The sequence below is a fragment of the Haloechinothrix salitolerans genome (genome assembly GCF_042662605.1).
Classification (GTDB): Bacteria; Actinomycetota; Actinomycetes; order Mycobacteriales; family Pseudonocardiaceae; genus Haloechinothrix_A; species Haloechinothrix_A salitolerans.
In genome coordinates, this window is record NZ_JBHSXX010000001.1 from 1820792 (window position 1) to 1835553 (window position 14762).

Genomic DNA, 14762 nt, shown 5'->3' on the forward strand with positions numbered 1-14762 from the left:
AGCCCTCCCGTCGGAGTTCATCGTTGACTTCCCGCTGCAGTGCGGTGATGGCTTCGATCGACAACCCGTCCGGGTAGTGGTTCGTGGCCATCACGCAGCCCGCCGTTGGTCGGGCGGCAGCGCATTCCCGGAGATGTCGTTGGTCCCGGCCGAGGCAGGGACACCCCACGAGCGACGGTCAGCAGCGGCGAACTCTTCGACGGTCACCAGCGGCGGGTGCACCCACACCTCCGACCAGACCCAGTCAGCTCGTGGAGTCGGCTTTCCGTGGTGGGTGCGTCCCCATACCTGGCGGCCGAGGTACTTCGGGTTGCGCAGGATCGCCCGCACAGTCGCAACTGTCCACACGCCGGGCTCGCCCGTCTCGGGGTCCAACGGCGCGGGGTAGCGGGACGCGGCGAGTCGGCGACGGATCTCTGTGGTAGACAAGCGATCCTCGCCCCTCCACACGAAGATCATCCGCACCGTGGAGGCTTCGACCGGTTCGATGAGCAGCCGGGTGCGCCAGCGCGGTCGTCGGCCCGCCGGAGTGACTCGGACCCGCCGGGCGCGATAGCCGTAAGGCACGTCTCCGGTGTTGAAACCGGCGCGCACCAATTCCTCGGACACGGTGCGGGCCGCAGCGAGGTTCGCGGCGTGGTAGTCGCGCAAGACATGCTGACGCACGCGCCACGACGGCGTGGCCTCACCGGTGTCAGGCTCCGTCGCCGACCCGAACAGCCGGGCGCCCATCGCTGTGAGGCGCTGCCCGAAGGTCTGGCGGCCGGCGGTCGCAGCCCAACGCGGAATGCGGTCGCTGGATTCATTCTGCGCGGTGTTGTTCGAAGACATGGCGGTTCTCCAAATTCCGTGAAGGGCTATGAGGCGCGCGAGTTCTGCGCGCGAGCGGCTGTCCGGCCTCCGGACATGGCGCGGCGAGCCAGGGCGGGTGCGTCCGGTCCTCTGGCCGCGTGCTCGCGGTCCCTAGCCGCGCGCGGATGTCGGCCCGCGGTCGCGGTGGTGGTGCCCCCGCTTCTGCGGGCGAGCCCGGCAGCCCGGTCATGCCGCCCTACCTTTCAGGGATGTCCGCGGTCCGCGAGGATCGGCGGATGCAGGTGGAGCGGGTATGGCTTTCATGCCTGCTGCCGGTGATGGTTCAGAGTGCTGTGCCGCCCGCTCCACCACCTGGTTCTGACCGCTGATTAGGCACTGCGAACCATCGCTATGTAGGGCGTTGACGGCGGAATCGGGACGCACCACACCGTGTGATCGACCGGAGGTTCGATGGCAGTAAAAGCAGGCATCGATGTCGCCAAGGAGTTCCACTGGGTCGCGATCGTCGCCGCCGAGACCGGGAAAGTCCTGCTCTCCCGGCGCGTCGACAACGACCCGGACAGCATCGACGCCCTGATCGCCCAGCTGCGCCAGGCCGAAGCCGAGCACGGCGAGCTCACCGCCGCGATCGACCTGATGGGCGGAGTGGCCAGCTTGCTGACCGCCATGCTGCTGGAGGCAGGTGTCCGCCTGGTCCACGTCCCGGGCCTGGTGGTCAACCGAGCCCGCCGCGCCAGCAAGGGCGGCGAAGCCAAATCCGATCCCCGCGACGCGGCCACCATCGCCGACCAGCTGCGCCTGCGCGACGACTGGCGCATCGTCACCGCCGAGGACGACATCACCCTCGACCTGCGGATGCTGGTCTCCCGACGCCGTGAACTCGTCATCGATCAGACCCGCCGCCTCAACCGGCTGCGCGAAACCCTGGCCGGGTTCTTCCCCGGCCTGGAACGCGTCGTGGACGTGACCAACCTCAGCGACCTGCGGCTTCTGGTCCGCTTCGTCACACCGGAAGAGGTCCGCGAAGCCGGACGCGACGGCCTGATCGATCACATGCTGGCCGCGGGCGTCCGCCGCAGCTATGCCGAACCCTTGGCAGGCAAGGCGATTGCGGCCGCTCAGGCCCAGCATGTGATCGTTCCCGGGCAGAAGCGCATGGCCGAGTTCGCCCGCGAGTTCGCCACCGACGCGATCGCGGCCCGGCACCGCATCGGCGAACTGGAGAACCAGATCGCCGACGGGCTCGACCGCCACCCTGACGCGGCCCTCGTCCGAAGCCTGCCGGGGATGGGGGCCACCCTGACCGCGGAATTCCTCGCGGAGGCAGGAAACCTGGACCGCTTCACCAGCGCCGATCAGCTCGCTTCGGCCGCCGGCCTCGCGCCGGTCCTGCAGCAGTCCGGGAAGATGAACTACCTGCGGCGAGCCACCGCCGGCAGCAAACACCTGAAGTTCATCTTCTACCAGTCCGCGTTCTGCGCGATCCGCACCGACCCACTCAGCAAAGCTTTCTACCAGCGCAAACGCGCCGAAGGGAAGCGCCATCACCAGGCACTGATCGCGCTGGCCCGACGACGCATCAACGTCCTCTACGCGCTCCTGCGCACCCGCCAGCCTTACCAGGCCGACTACCGACACACCACGGCTACCGCTGCTTGACATAAACATTAGGCAGCACGCTCCCCGGTGACCGGGGCTCCGGACCGGCACGACCACGGCGAGCAGCCGTCGGGATCGTCGTCCTCCACCGCTTTGGTGGAGACCAGCCGCAGGTGGCGCTTTCCGGGAGCGGGCGGGTCGAGGTCGACTTCGTCGAGCGGCTGACAAGACCGGTGCAGGAAGTACTGCCCGCGCAGTTCCTGGCCCTGCCGGGTGGCGTGCGGGTAGCCGTCGCGGATGGCGCGGTCGAACTCGACCGCTTCGGCCCAGCCGTCGGGGTCGTTGTCGCGGAGCCAGCGCCAGCCCGCGTTGCCGTGGAACGGGCATCCGACGCAGGCGCTTTTCACCGTCTCGCCGAACCCGCGCTCGGCGAGATAGTCGGCGCACCGGGCGCGGTCCCAGCCGAGGTCGATCAGCGGGAACACGTTGCGCAGGTATTTGACGCCGGAGTCCTTGGCGCGGGTGAACTCGTCGGTGCTGATGCCGATGGCCTGCTCCACGTACAGCCCGCGCGGCACCCGTCGCGGATGCGGGTAGCCGAGCAGTTCGCGCGCTGCCTTCTTCAGCGGCGAAATTTTGTACTCGCTAGTACATTGCCTGCGCGCCAAGCCGTGGCTGCCGTCGGGGTTGAGCACGTGCAGCGGCATCGACACGAACCGGTGGGCAGGGTCGAGCGCGTCGTCGCGGATGTTGCCCGCCGACACCGTGCGCACCGGGATGCCGAACTTTGCGGCGTGCGCACGCAGCCGGGCGAGGTTCGCGTACACCGCGCGTGGTTCCCAGCCGGTGTCGGCGAACAGCGCGACGTCGAAGCGCGGGATTACGCCCTCGCAGGCCAGCAGCAGGACGGTGCTGCTCTGGACTCCGGCGCCGAGCGAGAGGCATCGCAAGGCCGGACCGGTGTCGTGAGTGGAGGCTGGTTTGGTCATGCCGCGTTCGCCTCCTCCGCGTATCCGGAGGGCTCGGTGGAACCGGCGCCGAGGAGCGCGGCGAGGTCGGCGAGCAACAGCCCGACGGCGTACGTGGCTTGCTGTGGGACGACGCCGTTGCCCAGCGCGCGAAGTTGTGCGGTGCGCGGTAGCGGGAGATCCGTCACCCAGCCCGGCTCGAGCCCTTGGAGCCATTCGACGAAGGCCGGGGCCAACACGGGACGCCCATGAACGCCCGGTTGCGTGGGGAACGGTGCCGGTCGCCTGAGCACCTGTTCCCAGCGCCGCACGGCCGGCGCGCAGTCGCCCCAGTCCACCTCGGGATGCAACGATGCTGGCGAGGCGAGATCCGGGTCGGCGACGGCTACAAGATGCCGCCGCCCGCGTCCGGGACAAGCAGGCGCATCACCGCTGACGGCAGCATCAAGTCGCCCTTCGACCCCCGCTGCGCCGGGCAACCCTTCGTCCCGTCGGTTGCCCGAGGCGTCGGCAGGAACGCCTCGGGGTCGACCAACGGAAGCACCTGCTGCGACAACGGCGGCCGAAACCCGACCCCGGCCCGGCGTCCCGCCGTGCCGGAGTCCGACGCCCTCGGCGTCGGCAGCAGCCGCGCCTGGTCGGGTAGCGACGGACCGCCACCCTGTGTCTTGTGCGTGCAGTTCTTCGCGTCCGAGGCGGTCGGTGTCGGCAGTAGCCGCAACCGGTCCAACAGCGACGGTCCGCCCTGTCTGCTCGCCGCCGAGATGCCGTTGGAGGAACCGTCGTGCGCGGTTGGCGTCGGCAGCATCTCCGCCTCCATCGTCGGCCGCACCGGTACGAGGCCAGGCGAGCAGGAACACTCGCTCGCGGCGGTGTGCCGCGCCGACATCGGCGGCGCGGACGCTACGCCAGAGCGCGTCATACCCTGCTTCGGCCAGGTCGCCGAGTACACGGTGGAGACCTCCGCCTTTCCAGCGAAGCGCGGCGACGTTCTCCACGACGAGCAGCGCGGGTCGTAGTAGGCGAACGCCCGCCACGATGTCGGTCCACAGGCCACTGCGCGCTCCGTTCTCGATGCCCGCGCGCCGCCCGGCGGCGGAGATGTCTTGACAGGGGAACCCGGCGGTGAGCACGTCAACCGGTTCCACCGCGGTCCAGTCGATGGCGCGCACGTCGCCGAGGTTGGGCACACCCGGCAGCCGGGCGGCGAGGATCTGAGCGATGTGCGGGTCCGGGTCGGCGACCCAGGCGACGCGTCCGCCGCCGAACGCGGCCAGCACGCCGAGGTCCAGTCCGAGGTAGCCGGTACACACGGACCCGACGACCGGTCCAGGGCTCGCGCCGACCGACACGTTCTGCCGTACTTCGTCCGGCACGGTCTGCGCGGTGGCGGTCCGCACCGCCCCCGCCGCCGTCGTGGTGACGGCGACGAGGGCGGGGGCGGAGTTGCGCCCCGACCGGGCTGGGGTGCGGGGTGGCGGGGTGGTCATGCCGCCCAGCTCTCCGACACACCCGACTCGCCGCTCGGGTTCTCGGCGTGCCGCGTTCGACCGGTGAGGAACCGTCGGGAATCCTGGCGTTCCGTCGAGATTCCTGAACCCGCCGAGCGGCGCAGGGCCGTGCGGAAAATCAGCACGTCCTCATGGCTGATGAGGTGCAGCGGCAGCCCGGCTTCGCGCTGTTTGCGGATGAAGTCGCGCTGGAAGAAGCTGCCGCGCGCGACGAGGTCGTGCTCGGCTGCCCGCGCCAGCAGCGCGACGCAGCGTTCGACCGGGATCAGGCCGGCGTGCAGTCCGCAGGCCAGGATCTGCGAGGGCAGGTCGATCAGTTCGGCGTGTTCGCGCCAGGGCCGGATGGTGATGGCGATGTGCCCGCCTGGCTTCAGGAACGGCACCAGTCCGGCGAGGATGCGGGTGAACCCGGCCAGCAGCCGGTGGTGCCCGATGTTGGCGAGGTTTCCGCGGTCGAGGGTGTTGCCGTAGAGGTGGTGGTACTTCTGCACCCCCGCGCCCGGCGCGACCGACACCTGCCCGTGCGTGGACGGCCCGTACGGAGGTGAGGTGACCACCAGCGCCGCTTGCCCGGCGTACTCCGGCGGGAGCAGTGACGCGATCTGGCGGGCGTCGCCGTGGAACACCCGGCCCTCGTGCTCCACCCCGGCGTCGTGGGCGAGCGCGAGGTTGGCGCGGGCGACGTCGACCCAGTGGGGCTCGTACTCGATCCCGACCGCGCGGCGCCCCGCGTGCAGAGCTTCGACGAGGGTGGTGCCGATCCCGCACATCGGGTCGAGCACCAGGTCGCCCGGCTCGGTGTAGTGGGCGATCGCGTGCGTCGCGACGGCCGGGAGCATCTTCGCGGGATGCGCGGTCGACTCGGGCGTGTAGCGGCCCTTGCGCTGGGCAGCCGGTGAGGTCTGCGCGGTCGTCCACACCGACACCGCAACGTCTCCGGCCGAGTCGTCGGCGACCCGCTCGGGCGGTGTACCGGTGGTGCCGTCGAGGTCGTCGATGAGCGCGCGCGGGACGCGCTGGGTCGGCTCGTCCACCGGGTTCTCCTCACGGGCCGGGGCCGGGGCGGTAACTGCGTTGGACAGGGCGCGCGGGAAGCGGTCGTCGGCCACGGGCGTGCCTTCCTGGCGGTGGTCTCCGGGCTGGGCGGGGTTCGGCACCTGGGCGTGGGTCATCGGATGACTCCGCTCTCGAGTGCCGCGTCCGCCGGGCTCACACGAGGCGGCTCGTAGTCGTGCGGCTGGGCGAAGACGAGGACGTCGGAGTGGATCCGCCGATGCGGTGCGGGCAGCCCGCGCACGACCGCGCGGTGTCGAGCCCGCGCCTCGTTCCCGGCCGTCGGACCGTCGGGCTCGGCGAGGGATTCGGCAGCGAACCGGCCGCCGCGCACCGGCGCGTACAGGGCCACGATGTGCTGCAGGTAGAGCAGGTCGGCGTTCTGCGCGGAGGCCACGACCGCGCCGGTCGGGTCGATCAGCTCACCGGCGGGCCAGTCACAGTGAGTGAGAACTACGAGGATGCCGCCGACCCGCAGCAGCCGCGCCGCGACCAACGCCACGAGGTCGCTGGACTGGTCGCCGCCGTGCTCGGGGCGCAGGCTCGTGATGATCAGGTCGGTGTCCGCCGGTGCGTCCCCGGCACCGTCGAACACCCCGTCGCCGATGCCCGTCCGCACCGACGGGAAGGCGGTCACGGCCGAGCGATCGGCGTCGCCGACAAGGTCCGCCCAGAACGGTCGCGCACCCGGACCGGTGGCGGCCGGGTCCACCGCGACGCGCACCACGCGGCCGGTCCGGTCAAGCGCCTCGACGGCGGCGAGCGCGTCGGCCAGCGCGTGGTCCGGCTCGGTTGCCGGGGCGTGGTCGATCACCCCGTCCGCGCCGATCGACGCGAGCGGCGCACGGCTGCCGGAGGTCGGCCAGGGCAGCAGGGCGACCCGCCCGCCGGACTCGCTGAACGAGCTGACGATCTTGCTGACGATCGGTTCCGGCCAGGCCGTGTCGAGCTCGATCGGAGCCGGGCCGGCCGTCCAGACCGTCGCCGGGGTGGGCGTCGCCGTGGACCCGCGCGACCGGGAGCGAGTGCTCGCCGAACCGGGCTTGGCGGGACTGACCCTGGTGGTGGTCGACGCGGTCGGATAGGGGCGGCGATCCCCGCCTCGGCGGGTGCCGGAGCGGGTGCTCGCTGGGCGAGTCGTGTCACCGCGCCGCTTCGGTCCGCGGCTCGTGGGGCGGTCGGACTGGGTCATGGAATCCTCGCAGAACCTCTGGGGTGCGCGCCGCGATACGTGGCGCTCTGTGACACCCCCCGACTCCGAAAAACGACCCACTTTTCCAGGGCTGTTACCTAATCTTTATCGTCAATATTCGGCGCGATTCGGGGTCGAATAATGCACATGAGGCTCGCGCGCGTGCTCGCGTAGAGCTTGTGTCGAGCCGTCCGTCGCGCGGGCTCCACAATTTTTCCGGCAACCTCAACGCGCGACGACAGTCCGGGCCGCCTCGCGGCCTGCCCCTCGCCCCGTGGGCCTATTACCGGATCGCCACCGAAACGCCACCAAAACACTGTTACTACAGCTCATGGCCTATTACCGACGATCATTAAATGATCTTGTCTGATCTTCGCGGCGGGCGCTGCTTCAGGCTATAGATGATCTTTGTGGCGCTTGGAGGCGGCTGTTCAAGATCATCGGTGGCGCTTTGGAGGCCATTTGGTGGCGGTTTCGTGGCGTTTTGGTGGACCTGATTTGGCTTCCTTGCGTGGTCACTGTTTCCCGGACCACGCAAAGGAGCCGTCATGGCCCCGAATCGCATATTCCGCCGCACGTCTTTCGAGCGTGACTCGCTTCCGCTGGATTCCGCGCGGACGGCGTTCGAGTGGTTGGTCACCGGGCCGAGCCCGGTCTCCATCGAGGGCTGGCTCTTCCCCGGTCTGCCCCGGCGGCGGGTGCCCCTGGACGAGCTGCGGGACCTGCTTCTCGACGCCAACCTTCCGATGTCCACCGTGGACCCGATCTGGGTCCACCTGGTCACCCGTTCTCGCGACGAGGGCGGCACCTGGACCGTCGCGTGCGTCGGCGTCGCGCTGCCCGCGCTGTTCGCCATTGCCGCCGAGTTGTCCGCGCCGTACGCCGACGACCACCGCGACATCCACGCCGCGATTCTGACCGGCTTCCTGTCCGAGCTGGCGAGCATCGACCTCGCCAGGCCGTGGGTCATGTGGCGGCTGCGCTGCGCGGGCCTGCGCGCGGGACACCTCTTCATTCGCGAGGCACTCGACCGCCCGATGCCCACCGATGAGGATTTCCATTCCAGCGAACCCACCCCGCCGTGGGGGCACCCGGACTTCGTCCTCGCCCGCGCCGTCGCCGATGGGGCGATCACCGGCGACGAGGCCGAACTGATCGGCTCCACTCGCCTCGAGGACTACACACTCACCGCCGCCGCGGCCGACCGCGGAGTCAAGGTCACCGCCCTGCACTGGGTCCGCAGTCAAGCCGAGGCGCGCCTGCTCGCATGGCTCACCGACCAGGCCCCGCACGACGATCCCGCCGACCGCCGCGAGCGCGACGTGGAGATCCGCGCGGTGAACGCGACGGCCATCACCGCCGCCGCGAGCGATGCCGGCCGTGCCGCGCGCCGACCGACCCGGAAGTCACGCACGGTGACCAGGATCGGCGGAAAGTCGTTGGTCACGGTTCGGTCACGCGCCTGGAAAAAGGCCCCCGAATCCGGAGTCGAGGGCTGCGGGAGGACCCCAGCCGCTCCCGCGCACACCACCTCGCTCGATCGCTCGACCGGAACACCCCGGCAGCTGTCGAGCACGACTCCGGAGGTGCCGCGATGCGCCTGACCCATTCGCCCGTCCGCCGCCGGCCAGACCGTCGCAGCAGCGACCGTCGGCCTCGCCGTGGACCCGTCCTCCTCCCGCTCGGAGCGGCTCGCCGAGCCCGCCGGGCTACCTCCTGCACCTCCCGGCCGACCACTCCTACGTCCACCACACCTCGGATGTCTTCCCTATCGGTCGGCCGTCGTCGGACCACACTTCGGCGGAACCTCGCGCTGCTCACCGGCGTGGCCGTCGTCGCGCTGTTCGTGCCCGCCTCGGCCGCGCACGCGGACACCGTTGTGGTCGCCCTGGCCGGATCTGTTGATCAGGTTCTGACCAACATTCGCAACTGGGTGATGGGCGTGCTCGCCGGTTTGGCGACCGTCTTCCTGTCCATCGGCGGGGTGCGCCGGGTGATGGGCGGCGGCGATCCGGGCGAGCAGGAGAAGGCCAAGGAGTGCTTCAAGGCCGCCGCAATCGGCTACGGCCTGGCCGCGCTCGCACCCCTGGTCGTCACCGTGCTCCAGGGCATCGTGGGGGCCTGAGTCATGTCCACGACCAGGCCCGCCCGTCGTCGGACATCGACCGCTCCGACCGTCCACAGCCTGCGCTCCGACGAGCCCGCACCGGCTCGCCCAGAGGCCACCGGCGCCAGCCGGGAACTGCTCGCGCCTCCGGCCGCGAGCACGCGGCGTGCCAGTGGCCGGCGCACCCGGCCCGGACGATGGGTTCGGCGACTGCGCATGACGCGGAGCCGAGCGCTGGTGATGCTGGCGCTGAGCCTGGTCGTCCTGCTCGGCGGCACCCTCGCCGTCAGCGCCGCCGCAACCCCCGGCGGTCCGGCCGCCGCCCAGCCCGCGCCGCCCCCGCCCCTGCCGCTACCGACCGTCGACCCGTGCACACCGGACTCGCCGTTGCCGGTCTGCCATCTGCCCGCGCCCACGACCACTCCGCCGCTCACCGGCGTCCCGCTGCCGATCCCAACCGGGCCGAGCACGCCGGTGACGTGCTTCCCCGGTTCGCTGCAGTACGAGTGCACGCACCCGTCCACCACGCCGGCTCCTCCCCCGTGCACGGGGGAGGGCTGCATCCCACAACCGCCGACTTCGGCACCGCCCACCAATCCCGGTACCGGCCAGCCCGGCAGCGGTGACGACGGCGAGGCCGACTGCGGGATCACCGACATCGGCGGCTGCATCACCAACGCGATCAACGCGTTCTTCCGGGGCATCGTCACCGCCGCGCTCAACCCGCTGCTGGACTTGTTGTCCAAGACGCTGCTGACCACTCCGACGCCCGACTCGCTGCCGCGGATCGGGGAGCTGTGGACGAACTCCTGGCAGATCCTGCTCGCCTGCTACGGGATGTTGATCCTCATCGCCGGGATCCTGGTGATGGGCTACCAGACCCTGCAGACCCGGCACTCGATCAAGGAGATCGCGCCCCGGATCGTGGTCGGGTTCCTCGCCGGAGCCCTGTCGCTGTGGGTGGCGACCAAGGGCATCCAGATCGCCAACGGACTTGCCCAGGCGGTGATGGGCGGCGGCCTGGACGCCAGCTCGGCCGGCGAGACGTTGAAGAACCTCGTTCTTGGGTCGCTCAACGGCGGGATCTTCATCATCTTCATCGGCATCTTCCTCGCCGGGATGCTGATCGTCCTGCTGGTCACCTACGTCGTGCGCGTCGCGTTGACGGTGATCCTGATCGCCGGGGCACCGATCGCGCTGATGTTCCACGCGCTCCCGCAGACCGAGGGCATCGCGCGCTGGTGGTGGAAAGCGTTCGGTGGCTGCCTGGCCATCCAGGTTGTGCAGTCGCTGACGTTGATCACCGCGATGAAGGTGTTCCTCGCGCCCGGAGGGTTCACCTTGTTCGGCCCGACCGTCAGCGGGTTGGTCAACCTGCTCGTCGCGCTCGCGCTGATGTACATCCTGTTCAAGATCCCGTTCTGGGTGCTGTCCTCGGTCAAGGGCAGTGGCGGTCGTTCGATCCTCGGCTCGATCGTGCGCGGCTTCATCGCCTACAAGACCTTCGGCCTGCTCGGTGGCCGAGGCGGCGGTGGCCGCAAGCCGCGCCCGTCCGGTGGCGGCGGTGGTCGCGGAGGCAACGGGGGCGGCGGTCGCGGACCAACGGACCCCTACGCCCACACCCGCACCACCGCTGACGGTCAGTACGTGCTGCCGCTGGCCGGTGTGCGCCGCAGCCGTCCGGCCGCCAAGCCCAAGCCCGCTCCCGCGCCGAAACCGAAGGCCGGGCAGGGCCGCCAGCTGGCGCTGCCACTCGGGGACGACTGGCCGGAGAATAAGCCGGTCCTCGGGCGCGACGGCCAGTACCGGTTGCCGCTGGACGCCGAGCGCGTCAAGCCGACGCCGCCTCCGGCATCGCCCAACCAGCCGGGCGGTCGGCGTCGGGGCGGGCAGCAGCTGGAGTTGCCGTTCGACCCGTACAAGGGCAACCGGCCGACGCGCTCCGGGCAGTACCCGCTGCCGCTGGACGGTGTGCGCCGCACGCCGCGCCCGTCGAGCCCGCCGCCTCCGGCCGCACCCCCGGCTCGGTCGCGCGGCACTCAGATGGAGCTGCCCTTCGATCCGTACAAGGGCAACCGGGCCACCCGCTCCGGGCAGTTCCCGCTCCCGCTGGACGGAGTGCGCCGCACGCCGCGCCCGTCGACCCCGCCACCGGCGACGCCACCACCGCGACCGGCCTCGCCCGCCGGGCAGCAGCTCCGGCTCCCGCTGGACCTGCCGAAACCACCGCGGCGCACCTCGCCGCCACCACCCAAGCCCGGAGGTAAGTCGTGACTTCGCCCGTTCGCATTCCCGCCGACGTCGACATGGCCGACAAAGTGATCGGCCCGTTGACCGCCCGCCAACTAGCGATCCTCGCGGTGACCGGCCTGGTGCTCTACGCCGGGTGGACCACCACTCGAGCGGTTGTGCCGCTCCCGGTGTTCCTCGCGCTGGCCATCCCGATCGGGGTGAGCGCGGCGGTCATCGCGCTCGGTCAGCGCGATGGGATCTCGATGGACCGCCTGCTGGTCGCCGCGATCCGGCAACGCATGGGACCGCGCCACCGGGTCGCCGCCCCCGAAGGCGTTCGCCCCGCGCCGGAATGGCTGACCAGCCAGACCGCCTCCACGAGTGCGAACCGGACCGCTGGCAAGGGCAAGTCGGCCAAGGCCAGGAGCAAAGCGGCGGTGCCCGAGCAGATCTCGCCGTCGGCGTTGCGGCTGCCCGCCGAGGCGGTCACCGACACCGGGGTGGTCGACCTGGGCACCGACGGTCTGGCCGTCGTCGCGGTGGCCTCGACGGTGAACTTCGCGCTGCGGACGCCGTCCGAGCAGGAGTCTCTGGTCGCGTCCTTCGGCCGCTACTTGCACAGCCTGACCGCCCCGGTGCAGGTGCTGGTGCGCACCGAACGGCTCGACCTGTCCGGCCAGATCGCCGAGCTGCGGGCGCGCGCGGGCGGGCTGCCGCACCCTGCGTTGGAGGCTGCCGCCGTCGAGCACGCCGACTACCTGGTGCAGCTCGGCGAGCAGACCGACCTGCTGCGGCGCCAGGTGCTGTTGATCCTGCGCGAGCCGATGGGTGCCGCTGGCCCGACTGACGGGCTCGGCGGCCCCGGCCCGCTGGCCGTGTTGTCCTCGCTGACCCGCGGCAAACGCCGCGCGAATGCCGAGACCACACAGGCGAGCGCCGGGGCGCGGCGGGCGGCGGAGTCACGGCTGGTGCGCCGCCTCAGTGAGGCGATCGAGCTGCTCGCTCCCGCCGGGATCGTGGTCACCCCGCTGGACGCCGGGCAGGCCACCGCCGTGCTCGCCTCGGCGTGCAACCCCGACACCCTACTGCCGCCCTCGGCGGCCCTGGCCGGTGCCGACGAGGTCATCACCACCGCCGGCAGCACCGACCCGGACGACGGCGACCTCGCCGAGGACCGCCCGTTCTGGCAGGGCGACGACCGTGCCGCGGTCGACCAGGACGAGTACGGCCCGGACGACGGCGAGGTCGACGACTGGGACTACGAGGACGAAGACGACGACTACCCGGAGAGGGGGCGGTTGTGATGACCACCCGAACGCGGCGCGGCCAGCGCCGTCCCAACACTCGGCCCGCCGCGCACCACCGGGCAGCCGCGTTCACACCGGACGCCCTGTCCGTTGGCGCACGGCATCTCGAAGTCGGCAACGAATGGGTGTCCAGCTTCGCCGTGACCGGGTTCCCGCGTGAGGTCCACCCCGGCTGGCTCGCGCCCCTGCTGACCTACCCCGGCCGCCTCGACGTCGCGCTGCATGTCGAGCCGATCGACCCGGCCACCGCCGCCGCGCGGCTGAAGAAACAGCTCGCCAAACTCGAGTCGGGACGGCGGCACACCGCCGAGCACGGCCGCCTCTACGACCCGCAGGTCGAAGCCGCCACCGAAGACGCCTACGACCTGTCCTCCCGCGTGGCGCGGGGCGAAGGCAAGCTGTTCCGCGTCGGGCTGTACCTCACGATCCACGCCCCGTCCGAGCGGGCGCTGGCCGACGAGGTAGCGGCGCTGCGCTCGCTGGCGGCGAGCCTGCTGCTCGACGCCAAGCACACCACCTACCGGTCGCTGCAGGGCTGGGTGTCGACCCTGCCGATGGGCCTGGACTTGATCGGGATGCGCCGCACCTTCGACACCTCCGCGCTCTCGGCGGCGTTCCCGTTCACCTCGCCCGACCTGCCCGCGGGCGATCCGACGTCGGTGGCCGCGCCGTCGGGAGTGCTCTACGGCTACAACGTCGGATCGCAGGGGCTGGTGCACTGGGATCGTTTCGGCGAGGGGATGCACAACCACAACTCCGTCATTTTGGGCAGGAGTGGGGCGGGCAAGTCCTATCTGGTCAAGCTCGAACTCCTGCGCAGCCTGTACCGGGGAATCGAGATCGCGGTCGTCGATCCGGAGGACGAGTACGCCCGCCTGGCCGCCGCCGTGGGCGGCACCTACGTCCATCTCGGTGCCCGCGACGTCCGGCTCAACCCGTTCGACTTGCCCATCCACACCCGCGCCGACGGCCGCCGGACCGCACCGAAAGACGCCCTCGTGCGGCGGTCGCTGTTCCTGCACACCGTCATCGCGGTGCTCGTCGGCAGTGAGCTGGAGGCCGCCGAGCGGGCCGCGCTGGACCGGGGCATCGCCGCGACCTACCAGTCGGTGGGGATCACCGCCGACGCCCGCACGTGGACTCGTCCCTCACCGACCTTGCGGACCTTGCGCGACCAGCTGGCCACCGCGGGCCAGGCCGGCGACCGGGCCGCCGCCGAGCTCGCGGCGAGGTTGCACCCGTTCGTCGAGGGCGCGTTCAAGCAGCTGTTCGACGGCCCGACGACCACCAATCCCGAAGGTCACCTGGTGGTGTTCAGCCTGCGGGACTTGCCCGACGAGCTGAAAGCCATCGGCACCCTGCTCACCCTGGACGCCGTCTGGCGGCGAGTGTCCAACCCCGCGATTCGCCGCCCGCGCCTGGTGGTCGTGGACGAGGCGTGGCTGTTGATGAAAGAAAAGTCGGGCGCGGAGTTCCTGTTCCGCATGGCCAAAGCCTCCCGGAAACACTGGGCAGGCTTGACCGTCGCGACCCAGGACACCGCCGATGTTCTCGGTAACGATCTCGGCAAAGCCGTGGTGGCCAACGCCGCGACCCAAGTGCTGCTGCGGCAGGCGTCGCAGGCCATCGACGAGATCACCCAGACTTTCGATCTGTCGGCCGGGGAACGGCAATTCCTACTGTCGGCGGACCGAGGTCAGGGATTGCTGTCTGCGGGCACCCAGCGCGTCGCGTTCCAAAGTATTGCCTCGCCCACAGAGCACTACCTCGTCACGAGTAATCCTGCCGAACTCGCCGGATACGCCGCGGACGTCGACCCCGGCGAGGCCGACGCCGAGGAGCAGTCCTTCGTGGACCTGGGCTTCGCCAGCGAGCAGGCGTATGCGGCTGAGGGCGATGAGTTCGGTTCGTTCGGTGCGGATGACGACATCGAACTCGACGCTGCCTGACGCTGGCCGTCCCTTTTCTTGATTGCGCATT

At 70.7% G+C, this 14762-nt stretch carries 11 protein-coding genes; 6 read left to right on the forward strand and 5 right to left on the reverse strand.

The window, feature by feature from the left end; translation table 11 throughout:
- Window positions 1-90: 90 nt before the first annotated feature.
- Window positions 91-831: a recombinase family protein gene (locus ACFQGD_RS08585; RefSeq protein ID WP_345394834.1), complete on the reverse strand. Its 741-nt coding sequence runs from the start codon at window positions 829-831 to the stop codon at window positions 91-93.
- 432 nt (window positions 832-1263) lie between these two features.
- Here ACFQGD_RS08585 and ACFQGD_RS08590 point away from each other — a divergent pair, with 432 nt between their 5' ends.
- Window positions 1264-2472, forward strand: a complete 1209-nt coding sequence (locus tag ACFQGD_RS08590) for an IS110 family RNA-guided transposase (protein WP_091517282.1) — start codon at window positions 1264-1266, stop codon at window positions 2470-2472.
- A gap of 8 nt (window positions 2473-2480) precedes the next feature.
- Here ACFQGD_RS08590 and ACFQGD_RS08595 read toward each other — a convergent pair whose 3' ends face one another.
- From ACFQGD_RS08595 to ACFQGD_RS08610, 4 genes are read right to left on the reverse strand one after another with little or no spacing between them, the layout of a single operon-like run.
- Window positions 2481-3401, reverse strand: coding sequence for a hypothetical protein (locus tag ACFQGD_RS08595; protein ID WP_345394841.1), 921 nt, complete (start codon window positions 3399-3401; stop codon window positions 2481-2483).
- Window positions 3398-4870: a DNA cytosine methyltransferase gene (locus ACFQGD_RS08600; protein WP_345394844.1), complete on the reverse strand. Its 1473-nt coding sequence runs from the start codon at window positions 4868-4870 to the stop codon at window positions 3398-3400. The genes ACFQGD_RS08595 and ACFQGD_RS08600 overlap by 4 nt, the downstream gene beginning before the upstream one ends.
- Complete coding sequence (locus ACFQGD_RS08605; RefSeq protein WP_345394846.1) at window positions 4867-6063, reverse strand: TRM11 family SAM-dependent methyltransferase; 1197 nt, start codon at window positions 6061-6063, stop codon at window positions 4867-4869. The genes ACFQGD_RS08600 and ACFQGD_RS08605 overlap by 4 nt, the downstream gene beginning before the upstream one ends.
- Complete coding sequence (locus ACFQGD_RS08610; RefSeq protein WP_345394848.1) at window positions 6060-7136, reverse strand: hypothetical protein; 1077 nt, start codon at window positions 7134-7136, stop codon at window positions 6060-6062. Before ACFQGD_RS08610 ends, ACFQGD_RS08605 begins: the two co-directional genes overlap by 4 nt.
- A 548-nt stretch (window positions 7137-7684) precedes the next feature.
- On the opposite strand from ACFQGD_RS08610, the gene ACFQGD_RS08615 reads away from it, so the two are divergent.
- The 5 genes from ACFQGD_RS08615 to ACFQGD_RS08635 all read left to right on the forward strand — a co-directional run bounded on the left by ACFQGD_RS08615 (window position 7685) and on the right by ACFQGD_RS08635 (window position 14731).
- Window positions 7685-8740: a hypothetical protein gene (locus tag ACFQGD_RS08615; RefSeq protein ID WP_345394849.1), complete on the forward strand. Its 1056-nt coding sequence runs from the start codon at window positions 7685-7687 to the stop codon at window positions 8738-8740.
- 155 nt (window positions 8741-8895) lie between these two features.
- Complete coding sequence (locus ACFQGD_RS08620) at window positions 8896-9261, forward strand: pilin (protein WP_345394850.1); 366 nt, start codon at window positions 8896-8898, stop codon at window positions 9259-9261.
- 198 nt (window positions 9262-9459) lie between these two features.
- Window positions 9460-11517, forward strand: coding sequence for a hypothetical protein (locus ACFQGD_RS08625; protein WP_345394852.1), 2058 nt, complete (start codon window positions 9460-9462; stop codon window positions 11515-11517).
- A complete protein-coding gene (locus tag ACFQGD_RS08630) occupies window positions 11514-12779 on the forward strand; it encodes a PrgI family protein (RefSeq protein WP_345394855.1) in 1266 nt (421 codons plus the stop codon). The genes ACFQGD_RS08625 and ACFQGD_RS08630 overlap by 4 nt, the downstream gene beginning before the upstream one ends.
- A complete protein-coding gene (locus tag ACFQGD_RS08635; RefSeq protein ID WP_345394858.1) occupies window positions 12779-14731 on the forward strand; it encodes a VirB4 family type IV secretion system protein in 1953 nt (650 codons plus the stop codon). The genes ACFQGD_RS08630 and ACFQGD_RS08635 overlap by 1 nt, the downstream gene beginning before the upstream one ends.
- Window positions 14732-14762 lie beyond the last annotated feature (31 nt).

Excerpts from the sequence above, each read along its gene's own strand:
- ACFQGD_RS08595 (WP_345394841.1), bottom strand. The coding sequence starts at position 3,401 with ATGACCAAACCAGCCTCCACTCACGACACCGGTCCGGCCTTGCGATGC.
- ACFQGD_RS08620 (WP_345394850.1), top strand. The coding sequence starts at position 8,896 with ATGTCTTCCCTATCGGTCGGCCGTCGTCGGACCACACTTCGGCGGAAC.
- ACFQGD_RS08585 (WP_345394834.1), bottom strand. The coding sequence starts at position 831 with ATGTCTTCGAACAACACCGCGCAGAATGAATCCAGCGACCGCATTCCG.
- ACFQGD_RS08610 (WP_345394848.1), bottom strand. The coding sequence starts at position 7,136 with ATGACCCAGTCCGACCGCCCCACGAGCCGCGGACCGAAGCGGCGCGGT.
- ACFQGD_RS08605 (WP_345394846.1), bottom strand. The coding sequence starts at position 6,063 with ATGACCCACGCCCAGGTGCCGAACCCCGCCCAGCCCGGAGACCACCGC.
- ACFQGD_RS08600 (WP_345394844.1), bottom strand. The coding sequence starts at position 4,870 with ATGACCACCCCGCCACCCCGCACCCCAGCCCGGTCGGGGCGCAACTCC.
- ACFQGD_RS08590 (WP_091517282.1), top strand. The coding sequence starts at position 1,264 with ATGGCAGTAAAAGCAGGCATCGATGTCGCCAAGGAGTTCCACTGGGTC.
- ACFQGD_RS08615 (WP_345394849.1), top strand. The coding sequence starts at position 7,685 with ATGGCCCCGAATCGCATATTCCGCCGCACGTCTTTCGAGCGTGACTCG.
- ACFQGD_RS08625 (WP_345394852.1), top strand. The coding sequence starts at position 9,460 with ATGACGCGGAGCCGAGCGCTGGTGATGCTGGCGCTGAGCCTGGTCGTC.
- ACFQGD_RS08635 (WP_345394858.1), top strand. The coding sequence starts at position 12,779 with ATGACCACCCGAACGCGGCGCGGCCAGCGCCGTCCCAACACTCGGCCC.